The sequence below is a fragment of the Streptomyces sp. V4I2 genome (assembly GCF_030817655.1).
GTDB lineage: Bacteria > Actinomycetota > Actinomycetes > Streptomycetales > Streptomycetaceae > Streptomyces > Streptomyces plumbiresistens.
Map to the genome: position 1 here is coordinate 10,272,786 of NZ_JAUSZM010000003.1, position 22,614 is coordinate 10,295,399.

The 22,614-nt window shown below is 66.8% G+C and carries 20 protein-coding genes and 4 pseudogenes; 9 read left to right on the top strand and 15 right to left on the bottom strand.

Going from position 1 to position 22,614, the window contains the following annotated elements; genetic code table 11:
* Positions 1-229: 229 nt before the first annotated feature.
* Positions 230-1,096: an RNA polymerase subunit sigma gene (locus tag QFZ76_RS48110; RefSeq protein ID WP_307679609.1), complete on the bottom strand. Its 867-nt coding sequence runs from the start codon at positions 1,094-1,096 to the stop codon at positions 230-232.
* A gap of 471 nt (positions 1,097-1,567) precedes the next feature.
* Here QFZ76_RS48110 and QFZ76_RS48115 point away from each other — a divergent pair, with 471 nt between their 5' ends.
* Both QFZ76_RS48115 and QFZ76_RS48120 read left to right on the top strand, forming a co-directional pair.
* Positions 1,568-1,840, top strand: coding sequence for a WhiB family transcriptional regulator (locus tag QFZ76_RS48115; RefSeq protein WP_307679610.1), 273 nt, complete (start codon positions 1,568-1,570; stop codon positions 1,838-1,840).
* Between the two features lie 224 nt (positions 1,841-2,064).
* The gene (locus QFZ76_RS48120; RefSeq protein WP_307679611.1) at positions 2,065-3,681 is read left to right on the top strand and encodes a cytochrome bc complex cytochrome b subunit; all 1,617 of its coding nucleotides are present in this window, start codon (positions 2,065-2,067) and stop codon (positions 3,679-3,681) included.
* 199 nt (positions 3,682-3,880) lie between these two features.
* Here QFZ76_RS48120 and QFZ76_RS48125 read toward each other — a convergent pair whose 3' ends face one another.
* The 5 genes and pseudogenes from QFZ76_RS48125 to QFZ76_RS48145 form a co-directional block, all read right to left on the bottom strand.
* A complete protein-coding gene (locus QFZ76_RS48125) occupies positions 3,881-4,378 on the bottom strand; it encodes an Ohr family peroxiredoxin (RefSeq protein ID WP_307679612.1) in 498 nt (165 codons plus the stop codon).
* A 232-nt stretch (positions 4,379-4,610) separates the two neighbouring features.
* Entirely contained in the window at positions 4,611-5,507 is an 897-nt protein-coding gene (locus QFZ76_RS48130; RefSeq protein WP_307679613.1) for an RNA polymerase sigma-70 factor, read from the bottom strand.
* Positions 5,508-5,608: 101 nt separating this feature from the next.
* The gene (locus QFZ76_RS48135; protein WP_307679614.1) at positions 5,609-6,394 is read right to left on the bottom strand and encodes a bifunctional 2-polyprenyl-6-hydroxyphenol methylase/3-demethylubiquinol 3-O-methyltransferase UbiG; all 786 of its coding nucleotides are present in this window, start codon (positions 6,392-6,394) and stop codon (positions 5,609-5,611) included.
* A gap of 53 nt (positions 6,395-6,447) precedes the next feature.
* Positions 6,448-6,660 carry a hypothetical protein gene (locus tag QFZ76_RS48140; protein WP_307680399.1) on the bottom strand — a complete coding sequence of 71 codons (213 nt, stop codon included), beginning with the start codon at positions 6,658-6,660 and terminating at the stop codon, positions 6,448-6,450.
* Between the two features lie 309 nt (positions 6,661-6,969).
* Positions 6,970-7,068: pseudogene (locus QFZ76_RS48145) on the bottom strand (NAD-dependent epimerase/dehydratase family protein); the annotation flags it as partial.
* Between the two features lie 153 nt (positions 7,069-7,221).
* Here QFZ76_RS48145 and QFZ76_RS48150 point away from each other — a divergent pair.
* A complete protein-coding gene (locus QFZ76_RS48150) occupies positions 7,222-8,094 on the top strand; it encodes a DUF5134 domain-containing protein (RefSeq protein WP_307679615.1) in 873 nt (290 codons plus the stop codon).
* Between the two features lie 24 nt (positions 8,095-8,118).
* Here the strand turns inward: QFZ76_RS48150 and QFZ76_RS48155 are convergent, their stop codons facing one another.
* The 3 genes from QFZ76_RS48155 to QFZ76_RS48165 all read right to left on the bottom strand — a co-directional run bounded on the left by QFZ76_RS48155 (position 8,119) and on the right by QFZ76_RS48165 (position 11,927).
* Complete coding sequence (locus QFZ76_RS48155; RefSeq protein ID WP_307679616.1) at positions 8,119-9,510, bottom strand: aldehyde dehydrogenase family protein; 1,392 nt, start codon at positions 9,508-9,510, stop codon at positions 8,119-8,121.
* Positions 9,510-10,610, bottom strand: coding sequence for a phenazine antibiotic biosynthesis protein (locus tag QFZ76_RS48160; protein ID WP_307679617.1), 1,101 nt, complete (start codon positions 10,608-10,610; stop codon positions 9,510-9,512). The genes QFZ76_RS48155 and QFZ76_RS48160 overlap by 1 nt, the downstream gene beginning before the upstream one ends.
* Before the next feature lie 384 nt (positions 10,611-10,994).
* Positions 10,995-11,927: an SDR family oxidoreductase gene (locus QFZ76_RS48165; RefSeq protein ID WP_307679618.1), complete on the bottom strand. Its 933-nt coding sequence runs from the start codon at positions 11,925-11,927 to the stop codon at positions 10,995-10,997.
* Positions 11,928-12,194: 267 nt separating this feature from the next.
* Between QFZ76_RS48165 and QFZ76_RS48170 the strand changes: the two genes are divergently transcribed.
* The 6 genes and pseudogenes from QFZ76_RS48170 (at position 12,195) to QFZ76_RS48195 (ending at position 16,881) form a co-directional block, all read left to right on the top strand.
* Complete coding sequence (locus QFZ76_RS48170) at positions 12,195-12,929, top strand: alpha/beta fold hydrolase (protein ID WP_307679619.1); 735 nt, start codon at positions 12,195-12,197, stop codon at positions 12,927-12,929.
* 495 nt (positions 12,930-13,424) lie between these two features.
* Positions 13,425-13,592 (top strand): annotated as a pseudogene (locus tag QFZ76_RS52065) (ketol-acid reductoisomerase); the annotation flags it as partial.
* A gap of 55 nt (positions 13,593-13,647) precedes the next feature.
* Positions 13,648-14,273 (top strand): annotated as a pseudogene (locus QFZ76_RS48180) (PIG-L deacetylase family protein).
* A 169-nt stretch (positions 14,274-14,442) separates the two neighbouring features.
* Entirely contained in the window at positions 14,443-15,270 is an 828-nt protein-coding gene (locus QFZ76_RS48185) for a hypothetical protein (RefSeq protein ID WP_307679620.1), read from the top strand.
* Positions 15,271-15,308: 38 nt separating this feature from the next.
* On the top strand, positions 15,309-16,337 hold the full coding sequence (locus tag QFZ76_RS48190; protein WP_307679621.1) for a Dyp-type peroxidase: 1,029 nt from the start codon (positions 15,309-15,311) through the stop codon (positions 16,335-16,337).
* Positions 16,338-16,452: 115 nt separating this feature from the next.
* Positions 16,453-16,881: a VOC family protein gene (locus tag QFZ76_RS48195; protein ID WP_307680351.1), complete on the top strand. Its 429-nt coding sequence runs from the start codon at positions 16,453-16,455 to the stop codon at positions 16,879-16,881.
* A 180-nt stretch (positions 16,882-17,061) separates the two neighbouring features.
* Here the strand turns inward: QFZ76_RS48195 and QFZ76_RS48200 are convergent, their stop codons facing one another.
* The 6 genes and pseudogenes from QFZ76_RS48200 to QFZ76_RS48225 form a co-directional block, all read right to left on the bottom strand.
* Positions 17,062-17,316, bottom strand: a complete 255-nt coding sequence (locus QFZ76_RS48200; protein WP_307679622.1) for a hypothetical protein — start codon at positions 17,314-17,316, stop codon at positions 17,062-17,064.
* A gap of 235 nt (positions 17,317-17,551) precedes the next feature.
* Positions 17,552-17,986 (bottom strand): cupin domain-containing protein, encoded by a 435-nt coding sequence (locus QFZ76_RS48205; RefSeq protein ID WP_307679623.1) that lies wholly within the window; start codon positions 17,984-17,986, stop codon positions 17,552-17,554.
* Between the two features lie 120 nt (positions 17,987-18,106).
* The gene (locus QFZ76_RS48210) at positions 18,107-19,240 is read right to left on the bottom strand and encodes a low temperature requirement protein A (protein WP_307680353.1); all 1,134 of its coding nucleotides are present in this window, start codon (positions 19,238-19,240) and stop codon (positions 18,107-18,109) included.
* A gap of 68 nt (positions 19,241-19,308) precedes the next feature.
* Positions 19,309-19,908, bottom strand: coding sequence for a YceI family protein (locus QFZ76_RS48215; protein WP_307679624.1), 600 nt, complete (start codon positions 19,906-19,908; stop codon positions 19,309-19,311).
* A 155-nt stretch (positions 19,909-20,063) separates the two neighbouring features.
* Positions 20,064-21,764, bottom strand: a complete 1,701-nt coding sequence (locus tag QFZ76_RS48220; protein ID WP_307680354.1) for an L-aspartate oxidase — start codon at positions 21,762-21,764, stop codon at positions 20,064-20,066.
* Positions 21,765-21,970: 206 nt separating this feature from the next.
* A pseudogene (locus QFZ76_RS48225) lies at positions 21,971-22,600 on the bottom strand (sigma-70 family RNA polymerase sigma factor); the annotation flags it as partial.
* Positions 22,601-22,614 lie beyond the last annotated feature (14 nt).

The window sequence follows — 22,614 nt, forward strand, 5'->3', positions numbered from 1 at the left end:
GACGGGAACGAGGCCGACAGCACGGTCAGTCCGGGTGGCGCCCGTCCCCATGCCGGAGGGGACATACAAGCGGGCGGTCCACATCGGACGGTCGGCACATCAGGCCCCCTCCGCGTGAAGACAGTGGTGTCGGCCGGGCTACCACGGCTTCCGGTCCGTGCGAGAAGATAGTGGCAGTCGGTGACTGTCGGACCCCCAAGACCATGCCTGCTCCCAGGACCGTGCGGCACTACCGAGCGGCGCTGGACCGGTTCCATGAACGGAGCTTGTCGGGGTTCAGGATGACCCAGATCTGAACGACGTGGGGCCCGGCGACGTCCAGGCTTATGACCCCGGCGACCTGGCGGTCGTAACGAACGACAAGACCGGTACGCCCATTGACTGGATGGGTGTCCAGGGTGGTGCGAGGGTGCCGGGCAAGCAGTGTCAGCAGGCTGCGGGCGACCTGCTGTCTGCCGTGGACGGGCCGGACCAGGGCTCGTATCTTGCCACCGCCGTCGAAGTAGACGGTCACGTCCGGTACCAGCAAGGACGCCAATAGCCCGGCTTCCTCCGCCACGCAGGCGTCATGAACCGCGCCGGTCACCGCGTCGTGCTGCTGCGGCGTCGTGGGCCGTGTGCGCCGGTCCTGCAGACTACGGCGTGCACGGTCGGTTAGCTGCATGCACTCCGGCTGTGGCTGACCGCCGATGTCGGCGACCGTACTCCGCGCCGTCCCGAAAGCGTCGTTCAGTACGAGCGCCGCCTGCTCGATCGGGGACAGGGATTCCAGCGTGTTCAGCATCACCTGATGAATTTCCTGTGACAGCATCTCGTACCGCTCCGACGCCGGCTCGCCGACCCTACGTGAATGCTCCCGGTCCGGTTGGGCAAGCCGGTCCACGCATATACCGCCGACGGTCTTCACGAGCCATGCGCGCGGCTGCACGATCCGCGCCAGCTCATGATCGGACAACCCGTACCACAGCCGATAGGCCTCATCGACGACGTTCTCAGGCCCTGGACCGTTGCCGAGCATCCAGTACGCGACATCCAACAGGTGTTGCCGTTCCTCCGTCAGCTCCGCGATCGGCACCACCTGACCGACGGGCTTCATGCGCATCCTTCCTCTCGGATACCACTTCAGCGGCTCCGCCGTCCCGTCGGCGGATACCTACTGTGACGAGTCCGCACCAGAGGAAGTTGAACGGCAGACGATGAGGCCCTGGTACGCGACAGAGACAGGACAGCCACAGACATTGTGACATCGGCATAACAGGCAGTGGAAGTATCGTCCGCGGTAAAAGTGACTACAGTGTGTCACCGAGTGCGACCCCCTGGGCCCTCGCAATCGGTGGCCGACAGGCCCCCGGTGTCACATATACGCCGACCGCCCGGTCTCATCTGTCAGAGACCTCACGGGTGTCTACAGCCGCAGAGGGACACGTCTTCCAAGTGCTCGCAGTGCCTCGGAACACTGCGGTCCGGTGACTGGACAAGGCATTCGGCTCCCTTGTCCGAGAGGCTCCCGCCGTACGACGAGTTGAGCCGTTGAACCCTACGCATCTCGCACCGCAGGAGGTTCTTCGTGGACTGGCATGAATCGGCGATCTGCCAAGGCACTGATCCTGATCTGTTTTTCCCTGTCGGCAATGCGAGCAGTGGCCCCACGCTCATCCAGATCGCTGAGGCGAACGCAGTGTGCCACCGATGCCCCGTGATCGACCAGTGCCTGAGCTGGGCCCTCGACGCCGATCCGGTGGAGGGAATCTGGGGCGGCACCACAGAAGCGGAACGGCGGGCCATGAGGCGGCGCAGTGCGGCACGTGCCGACCGGCCCAACGCGAAGCCCGCGGCGTAATCGCGCGCGAACCGAGACGCCGTACGAGCCGGCAGACAGTGCGATCGGCTGTCGCTCCTGGCCGCAACGTCGGTTCGGCACGGATGTGTCACACCATCACTGGCCAACCGGTCGTAATGAGGGCAGAGCATCAAAATCCGGCCAGGAACAGCCGTGGGCGAGACCCGTGACCCGTTACCTGTGGACGAGAGTCGCTGCGGGTGATCAGGAATGAGTGATGAACGATGAGCAACGAGAGCCGGCAGGCCGCACCACAGCAACGGCGAAAAGGTGAGAGCATCGCCCGTTGGGTCGACACCCGGCTGGGCACCCGTGGCGTGACCAGGGCCGCCGCGCGAAGGGTTTTCCCTGACCACTGGTCCTTCATGTTGGGGGAGATCTGTCTCTACAGCTTCCTCGTCCTCATCGTCACAGGCGTCTACCTCTCCTTCTACTTCCATCCCTCATCAGCACCGGTGCGGTACCAGGGAAGCTACGTCCCCCTCCAGGGTCAACTGGTGTCGGAAGCGTTCAACTCGACCATGCACATCTCCTTCGATGTCCGTGGCGGGCTGCTGATCCGGCAGGCCCACCACTGGGCGGCGCTGGTGTTCGTCGCCAGCATGCTCGCGCACATGATGCGGGTCTTCTTCACCGGGGCGTTTCGCAAGCCGCGCGAGCTCAACTGGGTGTTCGGCTTTCTGCTCCTGATCCTGGGCATGTTCGGTGGTCTGACAGGCTACGACCTACCAGACGACCTCCTCTCGGGCACCGGGCTGGCAGTCGTGAACGGCACCCTCCTCTCCGTACCGATCATCGGTACCTACCTGTCGTGGTTCCTCTTCGGCGGTGAGTTCCCCGGCGATGACCTGGTGGCTCGCTTCAACACGATCCACGTCCTGGTGATCCCGGCCGCCATGCTGCTGCTGATCGTCGCCCACGCGGTCCTGGCGCTGCGCCACAAGCACACCCAGTACCCCGGGCCGGGGCGTACGGACAAGAACGTCGTCGGCCTGCCGTTCAAGGTGCACGCCGTGAAGACGGCGGCGTTCGGTCTCATGGTGTGTGGATTCATCTTCGTCATCGCGGCGATCGCGCAGATCAACCCCATCTGGCAGTACGGCCCCTACCGGGCTGACCAGGTGTCGGCAGGATCCCAGCCTGACTGGTACATGGGCGTGGCCGACGGGTTGCTGCGCGTTATGCCTGGCTGGGAGATCGACGCCTGGGGCCACACCCTTGCCCTCGACAACCTCATACCGCTGGGCGTGGGTGTCGGCCTCTTCCTCGCGCTGGGCGCCTATCCCTTCATCGAGTCGTGGGTTACCGGCGACGATCGAGAGCATCACCTCCTCGACCGCCCGCGGAACCGGCCTGTGCGTACGGCACTTGGTGCCGCGTGGCTGAGTGTCTATGCCGTGGCCCTTCTCGGCGCCGCGAACGATCTGATTGCCACGCGCTTCCACGTCTCTGTCAACGCGGTGACATGGGCCGTCCGTATCGGTCTCTTCGCCGTGCCCCTCGTCGTCTTCGCCGTGACGAAACGCTGGGCCCTCGCCCTCCAGTTGCGCGATCGGGAGAAGGTGCTGCACGGTCGCGAGACCGGCGTCATCAAACGCCTTGCGCACGGCGAGTTCGTCGAGGTGCATGAACCGCTCAGCCAGGAACAGCTGCACATCCTCACGGCGCATGAGCAGGACAAACCGCTTACGGCGGCTCAGGCGGGAAGCGTGAACGGCAGCCCCACCCGGGCGCAACGGCTGCGGGTCAGGCTCAGCCGGAGCTTCTACGGGGACGGAGCCCAGATACCCAAACCCACGGTGCAGGAATACAAGGAGATCACCAGCGGTCACCGGAGCTGACATGCGGAGTGCCGGCTCACGTGCAGGGAACCGATCCCCAGCCAGGAACTCACGGCATAGCACGGTCAGCTCCCGATCAACGCGTCTCCATCGACAGCCGCGGCCGCCAATGCGAAGACGCCGTATGCCGCCAACGGTGACCTACGGCGTCGACATGGACATCCCCGGCGCAGCGTGGTGCCCAGTCCGCGCTGGTCCGCTACGGGGCCAGTGTGATGGTGGTCGGGGTTCCCTGCCACGCCATCCTTGCGTAGGGGCACAACGAGTCGGCTGTCTCGAGCAGGGGAGCCGCAATCTCGCGGTCGATGCCAGGCCACTTCACCACCAGATCAACCTGGAGCAGGTAGCCACCGTCTGCCGGATCCCGCCCGAAGGCGACGGTTGCTTCCACGGAGATCGAGGAGGGGTCGAGTTCCTCCTGCCGGGCCACCAGGCTCAGGGCTCCGTGGTAACAGGCCGCGAAGCCGGCTGCGAACAACTGCTCAGGGTTCGTGCCCTGACCGTCCCCTCCGAGTTCGGCCGGCATGCGCAGATCGAGGTCCAAGGCTCCGTCCGACGAACGTGCCTTGCCCGAGGCCCGACCGTGTGAGACCACACCGCCGTGGACAGTCACCGTCGTGGTGTAAATGGGAGAGAAGGACGCCCCGTCGTAGTCCTTCTCGATGGACAGGTCGGGCAACTGGATCCGCTCGGTCACGGCATGACTCCGGCATCGTCGCGGTACGCGCCTACCGGTGGAATGTGCTTGCGGCGGGCCGGGCTATGCGCCCAGCCGCGGGGAGGGGCCGCCGTGCCGCTCATGATCATCGTCACGTTGACTTTTCCTCACGCTTCGTAGGATCCGGGGTCCCGGACGACCTGTAGACCGATGAGTGACGACCCTTGTGACACGCGCCCAGTGTGACGATCGCCCGACTACGCGGAAGCGGTCACTCGTTCAGCGACGCCACGTAGGGAGACAGCTTGGCGGGGTTCATCACCCACATGATCCGGTCGATGCCTTCCACCGACACATCTACGGACAGCAGGGCCACAGCTGCTCCGCCGGAAGAGATGAGGACGGCCGGCCGACTGTTGGCCTCGACCCACCGGATCTCCGACTGGGGCCAGAACCGTGGCGCGAACGCGGCGAGGTACTTGGAAACGTGCACGCGTCCGAACACTGGGATCTTCGAGGCGCCGCGAGTGCCTCCACCATCGGAGTAGCTGACGACGTCTGCGGTGAGCACATCCTCGAGCACCGCGAGATCACCTGTCTGCGCAGCGGTGAGAAACACTCGCAGCAGGCGGCGGTGCTCGCTCGGGCTCACGCGTTCCCGGCGCTCAGCGGCCAGGTGCTTGCGGGCACGGCTTACCAGCTGACGGGCGTTGGCCTCACTGATCTCCAAGATGCCCGCGATCTGCGGATAGGGGTAGCCGAAGGCCTCCCGCAGGACATACGCGCCCCGCTCCACCGGGTTCAGCTTCTCCAGGAGCAACAGCACCGCCAGTTCGAGCGCCTCAGCGCGTTCCGCGCCCAGCTGAGGGTCCTCAACGGTATCGACCGGCTCGGGAAGCCACGGTCCGACATACGATTCCCGCCGTACCCTCGCGGACTGAGCGAGGTTGATGGCCAGACGTGTGGTGATCGTGGTGAGGAAGGCCGTCGGCTCCACCACCTTCGTGCGGTCCGTGTTCTGCCACCGCAACCACGTCTCTTGAAGAATGTCCTCCGCCTCCACTGTGCTGCCAAGCAGGCGGTAGGCGATACCGAAGAGCTGCGGACGTGCCGCGAGGAAGTTTTGTGTCGCCTGTTCGAGGGAGTTGGCGTCGGCCTCGGCGTGCATAGGTGTCCCTTCGGCTGCAACGCCACCATGTTACAAGTCGCAGAAGCCGAGTGTGTCCGCGGCCCGGGCGCACGCTTCCCGTCTCGCCGAGCGTAACGGAGTCATTTCGGGTGGGGACCGAGAGTCATCGCCAGCACGGTCGGATCTTCCCACGCCGGCTGCGGCACGAATCCGTGATCTTCCAGATCCTTGATCATCGCCGTGCGAGACGACGGCCACATCCAGAAGGTTTCCGTGTGCTCACGCAGCAGGAGCCCACTCTCCCGCACCCAGTAATCGAAGCGTGTGCGGATCCGTTCCCCCTCTGCCGACAGCACCATACGGCCTCCGTACTCGTGTCGCCCGACTTGTTGCTCCGGGAAGCGACGCTCAGTCACCTCGCCGGGAAACAGGCCCGACGGCGGAAGCTGAAGGAGCAGTGAGCCACCCGGTACCAGGGCCTCGGCGAGTGCCGGCCACAGAACATGTCGGGCGGAGGGTGACAAACAGGCGATCATGTTGTGACAGATTGCGAGGTCCGCCACTTCTCGGAGCCGCGCCTCGCCGAGAGTCGTGGGATGGACGGTGACCCGAGCCCTCAGCTCGGCGGACAGGGAGGCCAGGCGCGTCATCAGCGGTGTCCGCATGGCGTGTGCGGGTTCGATGGCGTGTACGTCCACCTGAGAGGCGAGAAGGCTCATCAAGGTCACCCGTCCGGTTCCGGCTCCGACATCCAGTACGCCGAGCCGGGAGCTTTCCACAGCGCGGCCGTAGAGACGACGTACCCGCACCGCGTCCTGCTCGGCCTGAAGGACGTCGTAGAACTCGGCACTGACCGCGTAGTCGTCCTGGCGAACCTGGACCGGCCGTGAACTGTGTATAAAGGTGCGCATATCCAGCAAGACCAATCGTGTGCGGTACCTGTGACACTCTGCGTGATCCCAGGGACACCAGGCGGGCGTCAGTCCTGCAGGAGCCACTGCGCGAGGGTGACGTGGCCTCGCGGTGCAGTCGTCGCAGGAAGCAGCGTCCGCTCCTCGAACACCGCACTGAAGAAGGGGGAGTGGACGTCGGAGATCACGTCGCGCTGGTCGCCGCTGGCGGCCAGCAGTGTTGCGGTGAGGTCGTCGAGTCGGTACTCCTCGGGGCCGGCGATTTCAAGGCTCCGGAACACGGGGCGGATCAGCACCGGCGCGACATGTGCGCCGTCCGCATGTTGCTCGAGTGTGACACGGTGTCCACGGACTCGAAGAACGGCCCGGCACGCACGATCGAGTGGGGGATCGGTGAGCGCCGTGCCAACTCCTCCTGAGCCGCCTTCGCACGGGAGTAGCCCGCCTGTGCGAGGGTTGGCGGTCGCGGTGGTGAAGAACTCCGTGCTCGACTTTTCCGCACGGGAAGGCGCATCGGTGAGGTCGACGACCACCTCGGCGCTGCGCAGGGTCTCGGCGAGTCCCTGCCCGGTGATGACATCGACTCCCGTACGGCGTGATACGGGCACGACGTCTACGCCGCGGTCCCGGAGTCGGGCGACAGTTCTGGAACCGACCAGGCCGGTGACCCCGGCAACAACGACTCTCATCCAGGTCTCTTTCGTCGGGGGATATCCGCTGGTGTCTCGATGGCGACGGCGACGTCCACCACCCAATGCACATAGGACAGGCGTCGCATCGTTGGTGTGACACCGACTGCCGCAGCCCCCATGGAACACGGTGGAAGGAGAACGCGGCCGTTCATGTCACAGATCCACGTCCTGCACGGTCATCACTTGCACAGCGTTCATGAGCCGGGCAATGCCGCTCTGCGACACCAGCACGACGACGCGTTGGCCTGGGCGCCCATCCGCTCGGTGCGGACGATGACGCGCGCGCCGCGCGCGGCCCCGCCGCCTGTGCGGTTCGCGGCCCACCGGCTGGAGCGCCATCGCTCGCACACGCCGGTTCATGAAGAACCGGTCGGTTCCCTAGAATCTAGGAGAGTACGCCAAGGCATGAGTCCGTCCGACGTCGTGTACTGCATGCTGACAGCGCTCTTCGTGGCCGCGGCTGTCCACGGACTGCGCCGCGGCCTGCTGTCCGGCAGACCGGGACGGCGCGCCCGTGTCGATCACCTGCTGCATGCCGCGATGGCCCTTGTCATGGCGGCGATGCCGTGGGGCTTGGTCCAAGCGGTGTCGGCGGCGGCACAGATGGGTTTCTTCGCCGCCGCCGCGCTGTGGTTTCCGCTGACCGCTGTCCGCCGCCAGGAATCCGTACTCGCCGCGCAGGTCAGGAGGCTGCCCCAGGCGGCGGGGATGGCGGCAATGGGCTGGATGGCATGGACGTCCCGCTCCATGGCGGGTCCGTCGCACGAGAACCTGGCCGACGGTCCTGCCCCGGCACGGCATCTCGCCCATTCCGCAGGGGATTCAGCCATCGGTGACGTGGTCGTCACGATGCTGGTGCTGTACCTCCTGGGCTGTGCGCTGCAGTCGCTGACCCGCGAGATGCCCGCGCTGCGCTCCACCGCCGACAGGAGAGACGCCGGAACTGAGAGGGATCCCTACGGCCGCTTCTGGGACGGGTCGATGGCGCTGGGGACGGTCATCATGCTGCTCATGCACCACTGAACGGACACGACGGCCGACCCCGCCTCACCGCGCGTCGAAGACGGCTTTACTCCGCATCAGGAAATCCGAGAGGTAGCTGTCGTGAGGCACCCCCGGAGCCATCCAGTAGGTCGGCTGATCGCCGATGTACAGGTTGGCGATGGTGGGTTCCGAGAGCAGGGCGTCCAGCAGTTCCCCGTCGCACGTCAGAGCCGACAGCACGAGCGTGTCCCTCAGCGGAGCGATGCCGTCCGACCGGCTCCAGGGTGCGACCCACACGCAGGGGAAGGGCAGTTCGCTGCGCAGCTGGACGGCGTCGGCGCTATCGGTCTGGTGGACGGCGGGGCGCAGTACGGCACTCCCGTCGCCGAGATCGTCGGCGATCCCGTCTCCGCCGAGCCAGGCGCGCGTACCCGCGGCCACGGTTCCCAGGTAGGCGCTGAGAGCGTGCGCCCGCTCCCGCGCACAGACCGGCAGAACCGCCCTCTCGTCCTGCGGAGGGAGGCTGGGCAGTGCTGACAGGCGCGCGGCGATGGCCTCGGCGAGAGGTGCTGGATCGCCTTCGAGGAGGACTGCGGTGGCGTTGACACACGCGGTTCCGCCTTCGTCGGCGACAGACGCCACGATCGTGTCCAAGTGGTCACGCCAGTCCGTGTCCGCGGTGATGAGGATCTTCGACCGGCCGGGTCCCTGCGACAGGACTCCGGGATCGTTCGCGTACTTGGCGACCACGTCGTCACCGCCGTACACCAGGGCCCGGTCGGCGTCGCGGACCACCGTGTCGGCGGTCCGGTGGTCGGTGGGCAGCAACACGAGCTGGTCGTCTCGTACCCCGGCCTGACGCAGCGCCCCGACCAGCCGGTACGGGGTGAAGGGCTCACGTCTCGACGGGCGGACGGCGACGCGGTAACCCAGCGCCAGCGCCTCCAGCCACAGACGGTGAACGCCGGGGTGGTTGCCGGAGGCGTTGACGGCGAACACGTCGCCCTGACGCACCCAGACCGCGTGTCCTTCGCGGATGGCGGAGTCACGCAGGCCGCCGGCCGCGCCCACCGGCCTGCCCCGCCAGGCGGACGAGCGGGCCTGCCGTACGAAGCGAGCCGTGCCATCGGTCGCGGCGTGCACCACCGACAGGGGAGTGCCCGACGTACGGCTCACGAGTTGCTCGTACTCCCGCACGCCCAGACCGCCTATCGTGCCGGAGGCGAACGCGTCGGCCGCCGCCGCGAGCAGGCCGTCGAGGTCGGCCGCGGGTATCGGCCCGGCCTGCCGCAAGGCGGCCATCGCCCGCGTCACGAAGAGCGGCGGTACCAGGCTCAGCCGCGCGACCTCGGTGCCGGTCACGTCCGTCACCGAGGTCGGAACACGCGTCCGGTAAGCACCCCGAGGGCCCAAGGCGTCCAGGTACAGGGGGTCGGCCAACTTCACGGTCGTCATCAGTAGACGCCTTCGATCACGGTCTCGCCCTTGACCGTGGGTACGGGCGCGACGTCCGCTACGGCGTCGCCCACGTGGCCCTCGTCCGGACGGACCCGCAGCGCGGTGTCCCGCTCCATGTTGTTCGGGATCAGCATGGACTTGCTGACGTGGCTGACCACCACCTGACCGCGTTCGCCGACCTCCACCCGTTCCCCGGTGCCGGGATCAACGACCGACAGGAAGACGTACGGCGACACCGGGTCGAACACGCACGGCTCCGAGGCCGTGAGACCGACCCTCTCCATGAGCGCGGTGAGCATCAGGGTGTTGCCGTACATGCCGATGACCGGCACATCGGGGAAGACCTCGGTGCTCAACAGCTCCCGTGTGTCGGGGTCCATGTGCGTACCGCCCCAGATGATCGCCTTGGCACTGCCGTTGATCATCTCGACGAGACCGTCCTCACGGGCGAACCGCTCCAGGAGGGGGGTGGTGGCCGCGATGACGCCGATGTCCTGGCTGAGCAGGATGCGTCGGCACTGGTCGACGAGGTGGTCGGTGTAGGCGTCGACGTCGTCGGCCCGGCCCGCGGCGACCAACTTCCTCACCCACCGGGGGTCCATGTCGACGCTCAGGCCCACGCTGCCGAGGCCCGCCGCCGCCCGCTGCAGCACGTCTCCCACGAGGTGCGGCCCCGTCGGCGCCACAGTCAGCCACAGACCGCCGTCGGGCAGCCCATGGGCCCTGAGACGTCGATTCACCTGCTCAGTACTGTGCCCCATCCAGTCGTCCAGCTGGATGACGCGCTTGGGCGCTCCGGTCGTCCCGCCGCTGTCGAACACGTTCAGCAGCCTGGCCCCGGATCCGTAGCCCCTGGGGATGAGATCCGCCACCCGCACCCCCCGCAGTTCGTCAGCCAGATCGGGAAACAGGACCAGGTCCGCCACGCCCTTGACGTCGTGCCGGGGGTCGAAGTCGAGCCGTTCCGCCCGGTCGAGCCAGTAGCGGGAACCGGTCGCGGGGTCGAAGTGCCACTGCATGGCCGCCCGGACGAATTCGTCCGGGTCCACGCGGTCGAAGGGACCGGCATCCACAATGGTCAATGACTCGTGCAGCATCGCAATGTCCTTTCTCGAAGCCTGTGGCGCCGGTGCCGGAGTGCGGGACAGGACCGGCGCGTCCAGCACCCACGGGAAAGACTCGTGTCTGTGCCACCCCGCGGCGGTGACGCGTCGGCGCACCACCCCGATCACCAAGTCCGTAGACCCGTGCCGGGTGCGGCATGTTCTGCTACTTCCTTGGTGCACCAGGCCTGACGGCCATGCGTCCATAGACAAGACCGAGGTCCTCCGGTTTTTGTGACACCGGCCGAACGGGCGAGAAAGGCGCGAACTCAGCCCGAACCGGGCTGCCTTACGGACCGTCAGGCATGCTTCCGTGTCCTGGGCCGGTCGGTGTGGACGCCGAAGCAGTCACGCTGCCCTGGTCCGTCGGGGATGCCATCAGACCGCCGCGAAGGTGACGCCGGTGAGACGCTCGGACAGCTGCCAGAGCCGGGATGCGTCCGCCTCGCTCCGGGCCGATTTGTAGAGCGCCAGTTCCGTGGGACTGCCCGTGAACTGGCCCCAGCCGTCGGGGCCGTACAGACGCCCGCCCTCGGCTTCCGGGCTCGTCGCCGCGTACAGCAGCGGACGCAGGCCGGCGTCGACGGACTGCACGAAGACACCCCAGCGTGCGAGCCGCTTCATGATCGCCGCGTGGGGTGCGGGACGGGCGCGGCCGAGGTTGGGCCCGGCTGCGTAGAGATTGGTCAGAGTCGTACCGGGATGGGCCGCGTTGCTGACGAGGCCCCAGCCGCCCGATGCGCTGCGCCGCTCCAGTTCTAGAGCGAACAGCAGGTTGGCCAGCTTGGACTGTCCGTACGCACGCACCGGGGAGTACCGCTTCACACCCTGCGGGTCGTCCCAGTCGATCCGGCTGTTACGCGCGGCGCTACTGGTCACCGTGGTCACACGAGCCCGGCCGGCCCGCAGGGACGGCATCAGCCGCCCGGTGAGGGCCACATGACCCAGATAGTTGGTTCCGAACTGCAGCTCGTATCCGTCCTCGGTCGTGTGCCGCATGGGCGGCGCCATCACGCCTGCGTTGTTGACGAGCAGGTGGATCGGCCTGCCTTCCCCATTGAGTGTGTCGGCGAGGTCCTCCACCGACGCCAAGGAAGCCAGGTCGAGGACGCGAAGGGAGATCCGCGCATCGGGCACGCTCGTCCGGATCTGTTCTAGGGCGGTGGTTCCTTTGGCCATGTTGCGCACCGGCAGGATCAGCTCGGCGCCGGCATGAGCGAGTCGAGTGGCCAGCCCAAGGCCGACGCCGTCGCTCGCCCCGGTGACCACGGCCAGCTTTCCTCGCAGGTCGGGCTCCGTCATTTCGTTCATCACACACTCCTGGTCGGGCGGTACTTCCGGGTCACCAGCGTCCACGCGGCGCGCGGCCCGATCCATGTGCTGATTGACCATGGATCAATCGGACACGACGTGAACCAGCGGCCACCACCTGAAGAAGCGACCCGCAGGTGGACGGAGACGACAACACCGTGTGACACGATGTTGTTCCTGGCAATATGGTTACCGGACACCTCACGCGAGGTACGGCTGCTCATCGCACGGCAGTCGACCCATCTCCGATCGACGAAGGGCACCCCCATGCCTGCCATCCTGATCCACGGCGTCCCCGACACCCACCACGTGTGGGACGACGTACGTCGGCACCTCTCCCGGACCGACGTGGAAGCCTGGGACCTGCCCGGGTTCGCCGCCGCCAGGCCGGACGACTTCAAATCCACCAAGGAGGAGTACGTCAGTTGGCTCATCGACCGACTGGCGCGGATCGGTGAGCCGGTCGACCTGGTCGGTCACGACTGGGGCTGCATATTCACGGCCCGTGTCGCATCACTCCGGCCCGATCTCGTGCGTACCTGGGCCGGGGGCAACGGTCCGATCAGCTCCGACTACGTCTGGCATCCGCTTGCCATGACATGGCAGGACCCGGTCGAAGGCGACCGCTTCATGAACGAGCTGGAAGCTGAGTCCTTCGCCGACGACTTGGTAAAGGGCTTCGACCTCCCCGTCGAACCGGCCAAGGAGATGGTCAGCCGCGTGGACGGGGTGATGAAGGACAGCATCCTCAAGATCTACCGCTCCGCGGTGACCATGGGGGCGGAATGGGAACCGGCACTGGCGAACGTGTCCGCGCCGTCTCTCGTGTTCTGGGGAGCGCTCGACCCCGCCTGTCAGATCGAGTTCGGTGAGAGGCTCGGCGCGTCCCTGCGCGCCTCCAAGGTCGCCAAGCTCGATTGCAACCACTGGACGGTGCTCGAGCGGCCGACAGAGGTCGCCGCACTCCTGGAGGCTCATTGGGCGGCCTTCCCCAACGGCTGACGCGTACGGCGACGGGGTTGCCCGTGCGCGCCTGGAGCGGGGGACCAGGCTCATCCCCTCGATGCCGCACGGGGATCTTGTACTGGACCCGACCCGCGCCCGAGCGCAGGTTTCAGCGTGACTGTCGTGGCCGGCGAGGACGCCCTGTCTGACGTGTTCGGCCAGTCGGGCGCGGGCCGCTTCTCAGCCACTTCGCGAGCAGAGCGCCAGGATCGTCAAGGGCGACATGTCGTAGAGCCGTCGAGCCACGTGAGACACACGTCGGCGGAGTCGGCGACGGTGAGCCTGCGGCCGTCGCCCGGGTCCGCCCGCTTCTGGGCCTCGGCGGAGGCCGCCGAACGGCGTAGGTGCCGTAAGGCCGCGGAGACAGCCTCGATGCGCGCGTCGACCGTGTCGAGGGCCTCTCGGAGCAGACGCTCGTGGGCTTCTAGTAGGGCGGCTTCTGCCGCCAGTGTGGCGCCGATCGCGTCTCCCCACGACGCCGGCTCCCGGGCACTCCTCGCCGAGATCCAGAACGGCACGTTCGCCAAGAACTGGATGGACGAATACCACGGTGGTCTGAAGAGGTACAACGAGTACAAGACCGCAGACTCCGAGCACCTGCTGGAGACCACCGGCAAGGAACTGCGCAAGCTGATGTCATGGGTGAACGACGAGGCGTGAGCATCCTGCGGCTCGGGCGAAGCGGTCGGCACGCTTCGGAACAAGGGAACGAACCATGATCGAGTCGAGGCCCGGTCAGCTGCAGCCGATGCCGACCGACTGGCAGCGTGCCCTCGCGGTGGTGGCCCATCTCGACGACCTCGAATACGGCTGCGCGGCCGCCGTCGCCGCCTGGACCGATGCCGGCCGCGAGGTGTCCTATCTCCTGGCCACTCGTGGCGAGGCCGGCATCGACACGATCGCGCCGACCGAGTGCGGACCGCTGCGGGAACGGGAGCAGCGGGCCAGTGCGGCGGTGGTCGGCGTGTCAGCCGTGTAGTTTCTCGACCATCGCGACGGCATGATCGAATACGGCCTCCCGCTGCGCCGCGACATCGCTACGGCCATGCGCCGCTACCGGCCCGAACTGGTCATCATGCTCAACCATCACACGACCTGGAGTACCGGCGCCTGGAACACCCCGGACCACGTGGCCGTAGCGCACGCTGCTCTCGATGCGGCAGCGGATGCCGGTAATCGCTGGATCTTCTGTCGCTTCGCGAGCACCGCGCAGACCTCGAGGCATTGACCGACGAGGACCCCGAATCGCAGGCACGACGGTTCCTGACCCAGAGCACCAGCGCCCTGAGCCCACGTTTCGGTGGGGCGCCGGCTGTTGTCTTCGAACTGTTCAGCCGATGAGGCGTGGGCTGCGGGGTCACTGATCTCTGCCGCGTGCTTGGGACCGGTTGACACATGCCATGCAGTGATAGTGTGGAAACCACTGTTGTGTTTCGAGCGGATCGTGTGACTTCGGCCGTCCGAGACGTCGGGAAGAGACCCTTGAGACCGGCATGGAAGAGAATCGGCAATGACGATACTGCACCTCACTCTGCTCGGCGCGGTCCGCGAACTCACGGCCGCAGAGCTGCCTGCCGTCGTTTCCGTCCACAATGGCCGTTCCCTGCGCCGCTTCGCGCTGGAGCTCCATGTGCCGGACGAACGGCACGAGGAACTGGACGCCGAGCTCCAGGCGGCCTCCACGGCCGATGGAACGCACATTCAGGGGACTGACGCGACCTGGCGCGTGTCGGAGGGCTGGACCGCCGTCTCCCAAGGACGCAGACCCGAGATCTACATCTACAGGGCGGAGATCCAGGAGGTGGAGGAGCTCCACGTCTTGGCTCTCGAGATCGAAGGAGTCACTCTCGTTCCGACCAGGTACAGAGAGGACGTCAGCGAGGAGACGATCACGGCGACGTTCGTCACCGAGGTGTCCGATGAGGACGATGAGCGGCTGGATGAGCTTCTCAGGAAGCCGCATGAGTTCTTCGACGTCATCCGCCGAGGCATCAGTGACGAACCTCTGCGTATGCGCTTCGGGCGCCGCGTGTGGCAGCGGGCCGGGGAAGGAGCCCGTCGTCACAACCTGGTGCTGATCGCCGATGAGGACAAGTCACAAGCGGCGCCTGATCCTCTTGCTCTGGTCAACCAGCCGCAACTCGACCGGACGATGGAGAAGGCGTGCGCGAACACCAACGCGCTGGCCCTCCTACTGGAAGAGCTGCAATCCAAAGGTGTCCTGGACAAGGACGCCTTCTACGCGATCAAGCAAGCCGCTACCGCGCTTCCGTTGACACACCAGGAGAAACGCGAGTTGTCCCGAACTGATCGTCTGGACGACTACTGGCGTCGGTGACACATCTGCCGCTGCCGGCGGCTGGAAGGGAAACGCTCATGACCGCAGACGTCGCGGAACCGGTGCCTCAGATGGTTCTGTCCCCGCTGACCAGTGCGGCGATCTTTCTCGTCGTGACGATCGACAGCGGCGGCGAGACCATCGCCCGTGAGCTGCTGTCGGACATCGGCTCGCTGGAACGGGCCGTGGGATTCCGTGCCCAGCCCGACGGCAGATTGAGTTGCGTCACCGGCATCGGTTCGCACGCCTGGGACCGCCTGTTCTCCGGGACGCGTCCGGCCCGGCTCCATCCCTTCCGGGAAGTGAACGGTCCGGTGCACCGAGCCGTCGCCACCCCGGGCGACCTGCTCTTCCACATCCGCGCCTCCCGACTGGACCTGTGCTTCGCGCTTGCCGCGGAGATCATGAGCCGACTGCGCCAGGCAGTGTCAGTCCAGGACGAGGTGCACGGCTTCAAGTACTTCGACGAACGCGACCTGCTCGGCTTCGTCGACGGAACGGAGAATCCGACGGGTGCCGCGGCGCACGCCGCGGTAGTCGTCGGCGACGAGGATCCGTCCTTCTCGGGCGGGAGTTACGTCGTCGTGCAGAAGTACCTGCACGACCTCGACGCGTGGGAGGAACTGTCCGTCGAGGCGCAGGAGAGAGCAATTGGCCGGCGAAAGCTGTCCGACGTGGAGCTCGCCGACAACGTCAAACCTGCGGATTCACACGTCGCCCTCACCAGCCTCACCGACGCGGACGGCAAAGAACTCGAGATCCTGCGCGACAACATGCCCTTCGGCGCCGTGGGCCGTGCGGAGTTCGGCACGTATTTCATCGGCTACGCCCGCACCCCCGAGGTGACGGAGACGATGCTGGAGCGGATGTTCCTGGGCACGGAGTCGGCGCCGTACGACCGCATACTGGACTTCTCCGTCCCGGTGACAGGCTCCATGTTCTTCGCGCCGGCTGCGGACTTCCTGGAGGACCTTCCCGAGCCGCCGACTGCTGGGACTTCCTCCGTCATTTCTACGGAGAGCCGACACCCATCATCCCGATCCCCTTCAGGGTCGGCTGTCTCGTGATCGGAATGAGCCGTCCGTATCCCGTGGCCCTTGTACGTCATCCGAGATGACGACACCGTTTCTGACCGTAATACCCGGTGGTGCCAAGCCTCCGTCTGTGAAAGTGATGACGACAGTGGATTTCAAGCTGGAAGTTGTAGTTCTGCCCGTCTCCGACGTCGACCGGGCCAGAGCGTTCTACGAGGCGGTGGGGTTCCGCCTGGATGCCGATCACGTCACCGATGACACCTACCGGGTGGTGCACATGACACCCCCCGGCTCGCCGTGCTCGATCCTCTTCGGCGTCGGGGTCACCACTGCCACTCCCGGTTCGGCGCAGGGGCTCCACCTCGTCGTTTCCGACATCGTGAAGGCCCACGAAGAGCTCCTCGGCAGGGGTGTGGAGATGGGCGGGATCTTCCACGACACGAGCGAGATATTCCACCGCTGCACGGATGAGATGCGGGTCAGCGGCCCTGATCCGCAACGTCGCAGCTATTGCTCGTATGCGGCATTCAGCGACCCGGACGGCAACGGATGGGTGCTTCAGGAGGCAACGAGCTGAATCCAGCCGTTCTGTTCCTGGTCTCGGCTGTCCGAGACCGAGCCGGCGCGGTTTCGGACAGCGCCTGCTCAGGTGCTCGGCGATCCAGCTCGGCTCGGGAACGTCCGGGTGCGCATCCCCTCATGGGCGCCGGTCGGGGACGCAAGCGGGCGGACCCGTCAGCTCGTCTGTTCGGGTCCGTCAGTGGTGGCGCGTCGCCGAGTGACCGGGGCCGGCGTCGTCTGTGTCGCCCGAGCGAGGCCCGCCGTCATCGGACCCGGACGGCGTGTGGCGCAGCCGCCGAAGAGTCTCGGAGATCGACTCGATGCGTGCGTCCACCGTGTGGATGGCCTCTCGGAGCTGGCTCAGCCGTCCCTCGAGCAGGGCGGCCTCTGCCGCCAGCGACGCGGTGGCGGCGGCGGGATCGGCTTGTAGGTCGGTCCCTCGGAGCATCATCCCGTCCTCCCTCGGTTCGTGCCGGAGTTCTGTCGACGGGCTTACAGCGATCGCCCGACTGCGTCGACTGACCTGGGTCCCTGCCATGCTGCCTCCTCCTCGCTGCGGGGCTCGGGTGGATGCCACCGCAAGCTGCTGACACCCGATTGACCGGGCAGCGGGAGGAGCTGTGACAGCTGTCGGCGATCGGCCGCGTCCTTACGCGAAGGACGCGGCCGTGGCGCGGCGCGCCGGACTACTGGAACGTGCAGCCGGGGTTGGGGGCGTCCTCGGCGAACGGGGCGCCGTGCGGCAGCACGTAGAGGACTTCCAGGACGACGTCCGTCGTGCCGCGGTTCTGGCCCAGGTGCACGTGGTCCGCGCCCGACGGTTCCTTCAGGGAGCTGCCCTTGTCGTAGACGCCGTCGGATGCGCACGTGGCATCGAAGTGGCTCAGCGTTCCCTGCTTGACGTACGCGTACAGGGTGCCGTCGTGGTAGTGCCAGCCCGTTCCCTGGCCGGGCGGAATGGTGACCTCTCGGAGGATGTAGTCCCGGTCTCCGATGGTCTTCTGGGCAAGGACCTTGCCGGTTACGCCGGGACCTCCGGGAGTCGCCTGGGCGACCGCGGAGGTGAGTGAGAGCGCGGTGCACGCTGCACCGACAGCTGCTGCACGCAGCATATTGCGCATGATGATGCCTTTCGGGGCGCGAGGATGTGGCGACCCCCCAGGGGTGGGAGGTCACTTGAGAGTGTGTTTGACAGGACACACTGTAATGCCACTAAGTGTGAAGTCGTGCGGCGGCACAGTTCAGGACGCGTGGGCTTCGCGACGGGCTACGACGAGGGAGGCACCGATCAGAAGCGATGCGATGACGCCGGTGCACAACACGGCGACCGTCGTGAAGGTGGTGGCGAGGACGGCGAGTGCCGCGACCGGGGGAAGGACGTTGGCCTTGGTGGGCAGTTGCACGGTCCGCCGGTGCAGCAGCCACACGCAGGCGATGAAGACGGCGACGGGCACCGTGTACGTGGCCGCGGCCTGAACGTCGGTGAGAGTGCCGTGGTCGGTGAGATGGGCGACGTTGACGGCAAGTCCGGCCCCTATGGCCGCCGCTGCGGCGAACACCGCGTAGTGCCCGTAGCCCCACAGCATGGCCGTGGTCTGGGTTTTGAGGCGACGCGGCGCGTCCTGGGCGAAGTACAGCCACCACAGGGCGAAGACGGTCAGGATGCCACCCAGTGCGATGAGCAGGACGGAGCCGACTTCCGCATGGGTGTCCAGGGCGGTGCGGACGGCAAGGGCAGCGGCGGTGATGGACTCGCCGAGCACAATCAGAGTGAACAGCCCGTAGCGCTCGGCAATGTGGTGCGGGTGCCACGTGGTGCCCACGGCACGTTCGGCCCAGACCGGCACCGCGAGTTCACCGACCGCGAGGACGGCGAACGAGGCGATACCGCCGTCGTGGGGCAGGGCCAGGCGGACCAGCCAGCCGATCTCCAGGACTGAGATTCCCAGGGCATACCGCAGTGCCGACCGCCGGCGTTCCTGGTCCGTGTACGCGGCGCGCAGCCACTGGCTGACCACGGCGAGCCGCATGACGACATAACCCCACGTGATGATCTGGAAGTCCCCGTGCTCCAGGGCCTTGGTGGCCCCTGCGGCCATGACCAGAGCTCCGGTGATCTGGACCAGAGTGAGGAGGCGATACGGCACGTCGTCCGTGTCGTAGGCGGAGGCGAACCAGGTGAAGTTCATCCAGGCCCACCAGATCGCGAAGAACACGAGTGTGTAACCGAGCAGGCCGTGACCAGGACGGCCCGCTGTGATTTCGTGCTCGAACGCCGAGGCCGCCTGGGCGACGGCGGCGACGAAACACAGGTCGAAGAACAACTCCAGCGCAGTGGCGGTGCGGTGTTCCTCACCGGCATGGCGGGCGAGCATCGGCCGATGCCAGGCACTGGAGGGCGGCGAGGACACCAGAACTGTCACCCTCGACGACCTCACCGCCTTCACGCCGCCGCGTCCTGATCGATCCGTACCGCCGAGATGTCCAGGGCCAGAGTCACCTTGTCACTGACGAGCACGCCTCCTGCCTCCAGAGTCGTGTTCCAGGTGAGCCCCCAGTCCGAACGGCGCAGGGTGGCCGTGCCCTCGAAGCCGACCCGGCGCTGTCCGCCGACGTCGTCGCCGGCTCCGCCGAAGACGAGATCGATGTCCAGCGGCAGCTCGACGTCCTTGATGCGCAAGCTGCCGATGAGACGGAACTCGTCGTCGCCGCGCTGGACGATTCCCGTGGAGCGGAAGGCCATCAGGGGAAACGTCGCGGAGTCGAAGAACTCGGGTCCTCTCAGGTGCGCGTCGCGTTCCTGGATTCCCGTGTCAATGCTGTCGGTCTGGACACTCACGTACGCCGTTGACCGGGAGGGGTCGGAGCCGTCCAGCAGGAGGAGGCCCTCGAAACGGTCGAACCTGCCGCGAATGTTGGAGATCATGGCGTGCCGGACGGAGAATCCGACCGTCGTGTGGGCCGGATCGATGGTGTAGGCACCGGTGACTGCCGCGTAGGTGCCGGATCCGGGAGAAGTGCTTCGGTCGCGTCCTGTGAGCATGGTGAATGGCTTTCTCTACGGTTACTGCGGTGACAAGGCGCGTTGGCGGCTCAGGTCCCGCTTCGTCCACTGTGGACAGGGGCCTGCCGTACCGCGGTGCGGACGGTACCCACGACCTTCCGCGGGTCGTTCTTGACGGCCAGGCCCCTGGTGCGCTACTCGACGAGCTTTCCGTCGGTGGAGACGTCCTCCATGAGTGAGGTGATCTCCTTCGGGATGGACGGAATGCTTTCGTGGGTGATTCCTGTGGTCGGGGACCACACGAGGTTGACGCGGAGGGCGGGATCCATGCCGGGGTAGTCGCTGCGGTTGTGGCAGCCGCGGGTTTCCCTGCGTTCGAGCGCCGCTTCGAGGGTGGCGCGGGCCGCCAGCGCGGCCGATTTGAGGTCGAAAGCATGCGCGAGGTCCTGGAACCCGGCGATGTCGGGGTGGACTCCGACGTTCTCCATACGCTTCTCGATGGTGTCCAGTTCCGCCAGACCGGTGCGCAGGCCCTCTTCATCGCGGACGACTCCCGCGTGTTCGGTCATGGTGTTGCGGATGGCGCGCTGCAGGGCGCGGACGTTCTCGGGTCCGTCGGCGGCGAGGAGTTCGTCGACCTCGCCACGGGCCTGGGCGACGGCTGCCGCGGACCGGGGCTGGGCGGTGAGTGACTCGGAGTAGGCGGCAGCGGCCTGGCCGGTGATGCGGCCGTAGACGAGAAGCTCGATGAGACTGTTGCCACCGAGACGGTTGGCGCCGTGCAGGCCGCTCGACGCCTCGCCGATGGCGTACAGACCGCGGACGTCCGTGCTGTGGTCCTCGGGACGGACCCAGACGCCGCCCATCGAGTAGTGCGCCGTGGGGGCGACCTCGATGGGCTCGCGCGTGATGTCGAGCATCTGGAGGTCCAGAAGCGTCTGGTAGACCCGGGGCAGTCGATTCATGATCGTCTGCCGGGGCAGGTGGGAGACGTCGAGCCACACGCCGCCGTTGGGGGTGCCGCGCCCCTCCTTGATCTCGGTGTAGGAGGCGAGGGCCACGCGGTCGCGGGTGGACAGTTCCATGCGCTGCGGGTCGTAGCGGGTCATGAATCGCTCGCCGAGGGCGTTGCGCAGGATGCCGCCCTCACCGCGGGCGGCCTCGCTGACGAGGGTGCCCGCGGCGTTCTCCGGCTCGATGATCCCGGACGGGTGGAACTGGACCAGCTCGGCGTCGCGCAGCCGGGCCCCGGCCTCGACGGCCAGGCGGAAGGAGTCGCCGGTGTTCTCGTCACGGCGCGAAGAGGTGCGTCGCCAGATGCGGGTGTGGCCGCCGGCCGCGAGGATCACGGCGTCGGCGTGGATGAGGTAACGCTGTCCGTTGGTGAGGTCGAAGCCGTACGCACCGAAGACGGCACCGTCGTGCACGAGGAGGCGGGTGATGTAGACGCTGTCGAGCATGGGTATGTTCAACTGGCTCGCGCGCCGGATGAGGGTGCGCTGGATCTCCAGGCCCGTGTAGTCGCCGGCGAAGGCGGTCCTGCGGAACTTGTGCGCGCCGAAGAAGCGCTGCGAGATACGGCCGTCCTCCTCGCGGGCGAAGGCCATGCCGTAGCGCTCCAGGTCGTCGATGCCCAGGGCGGCGCCCTGGGTGACGATCTCGGCGGTGCGGGGATCGGCGAGCAGGTAGCTCTCCTTGAGCGTGTCGGCGGCGTGCTGCTGCCAGCTGTCCTCGGGGTCCATCGTCGCCAGCGCCGCGTTGATCCCACCGGCCGCCAGGGATGTGTGGGTGTCCTCTTTGGGGCGCTTGCCGACGGCCATGACATCGACACCGGCCTCGGCCAGCTCGATCGACGCCCTGAGGCCGGCCCCGCCGGTACCGATCACCAGCACCATGGTGGAAAGACGTTGTTCGGTGATAGCCACGATTGCTCCCATCGCTCCGGGTGGTCACTGACTAGGACCAGGTCCGGCGGTGGTTTGTGACACCGCGAGCGCAGCCTCAGCGCTCGACACGCGGTTACTCATGCGTGTGAGGACGGTGAGCGCGCGTTGGGGAAGCAGGGGGCTGAGCGACGCCTCGTTGGTCATCGTCAGCAGGGCAGAGAGACGGCGTCCGGTGTCAGAAGAGCCTCCAGGGACGCGATGTCCCCGGTACGCGCCGCCGAGACGAAGGTGTCGAGAAGCTGCCGGTGCTCGGCCGCGTCCACGGTCTCCTGGTGGTCGGCCGACAGATGCTTACGGGCCCGGCTCACGATTTTGCGCACGTTGACGACGGTGAACCCGAGTATCTCCGCGATATCGGCGTAGGCGTAGTCGAATGCCTCACGCAGCACGTAGGCGGCCCGCTCGGTCGGATTCAGCTTGCCCAGCACGAGGAGCAGGGCCAGTTCGAGGGCCTCTGCCCGCTGCGCGCCCACCTCCGGGTCGTTGCTCGTGTCTATGGGCTCGGGTAGCCATGGGCCGATGTAGGTCTCACGCCGCACGCGGGCGGACTGGGCCACGTTGATGGCCAGCCGGGTGGTTGCCTTGGACAGGAACGCCACGGGATTCTCCACCGCCGAACGGTCTGTCCTCTGCCAGCGCAGCCACACCTCCTGGACCACGTCCTCGGACTCCACCGCGCTTCCCAGCAAGCGGTAGGCGATACCGAAAAGACGTGGACGGAGCCCCACGAAGACAGAAACGGCCTCGTCCATCGTGCTCGTAGTGGAGGGCCTGTCAAGATGCATGATCCTCTGTCTCC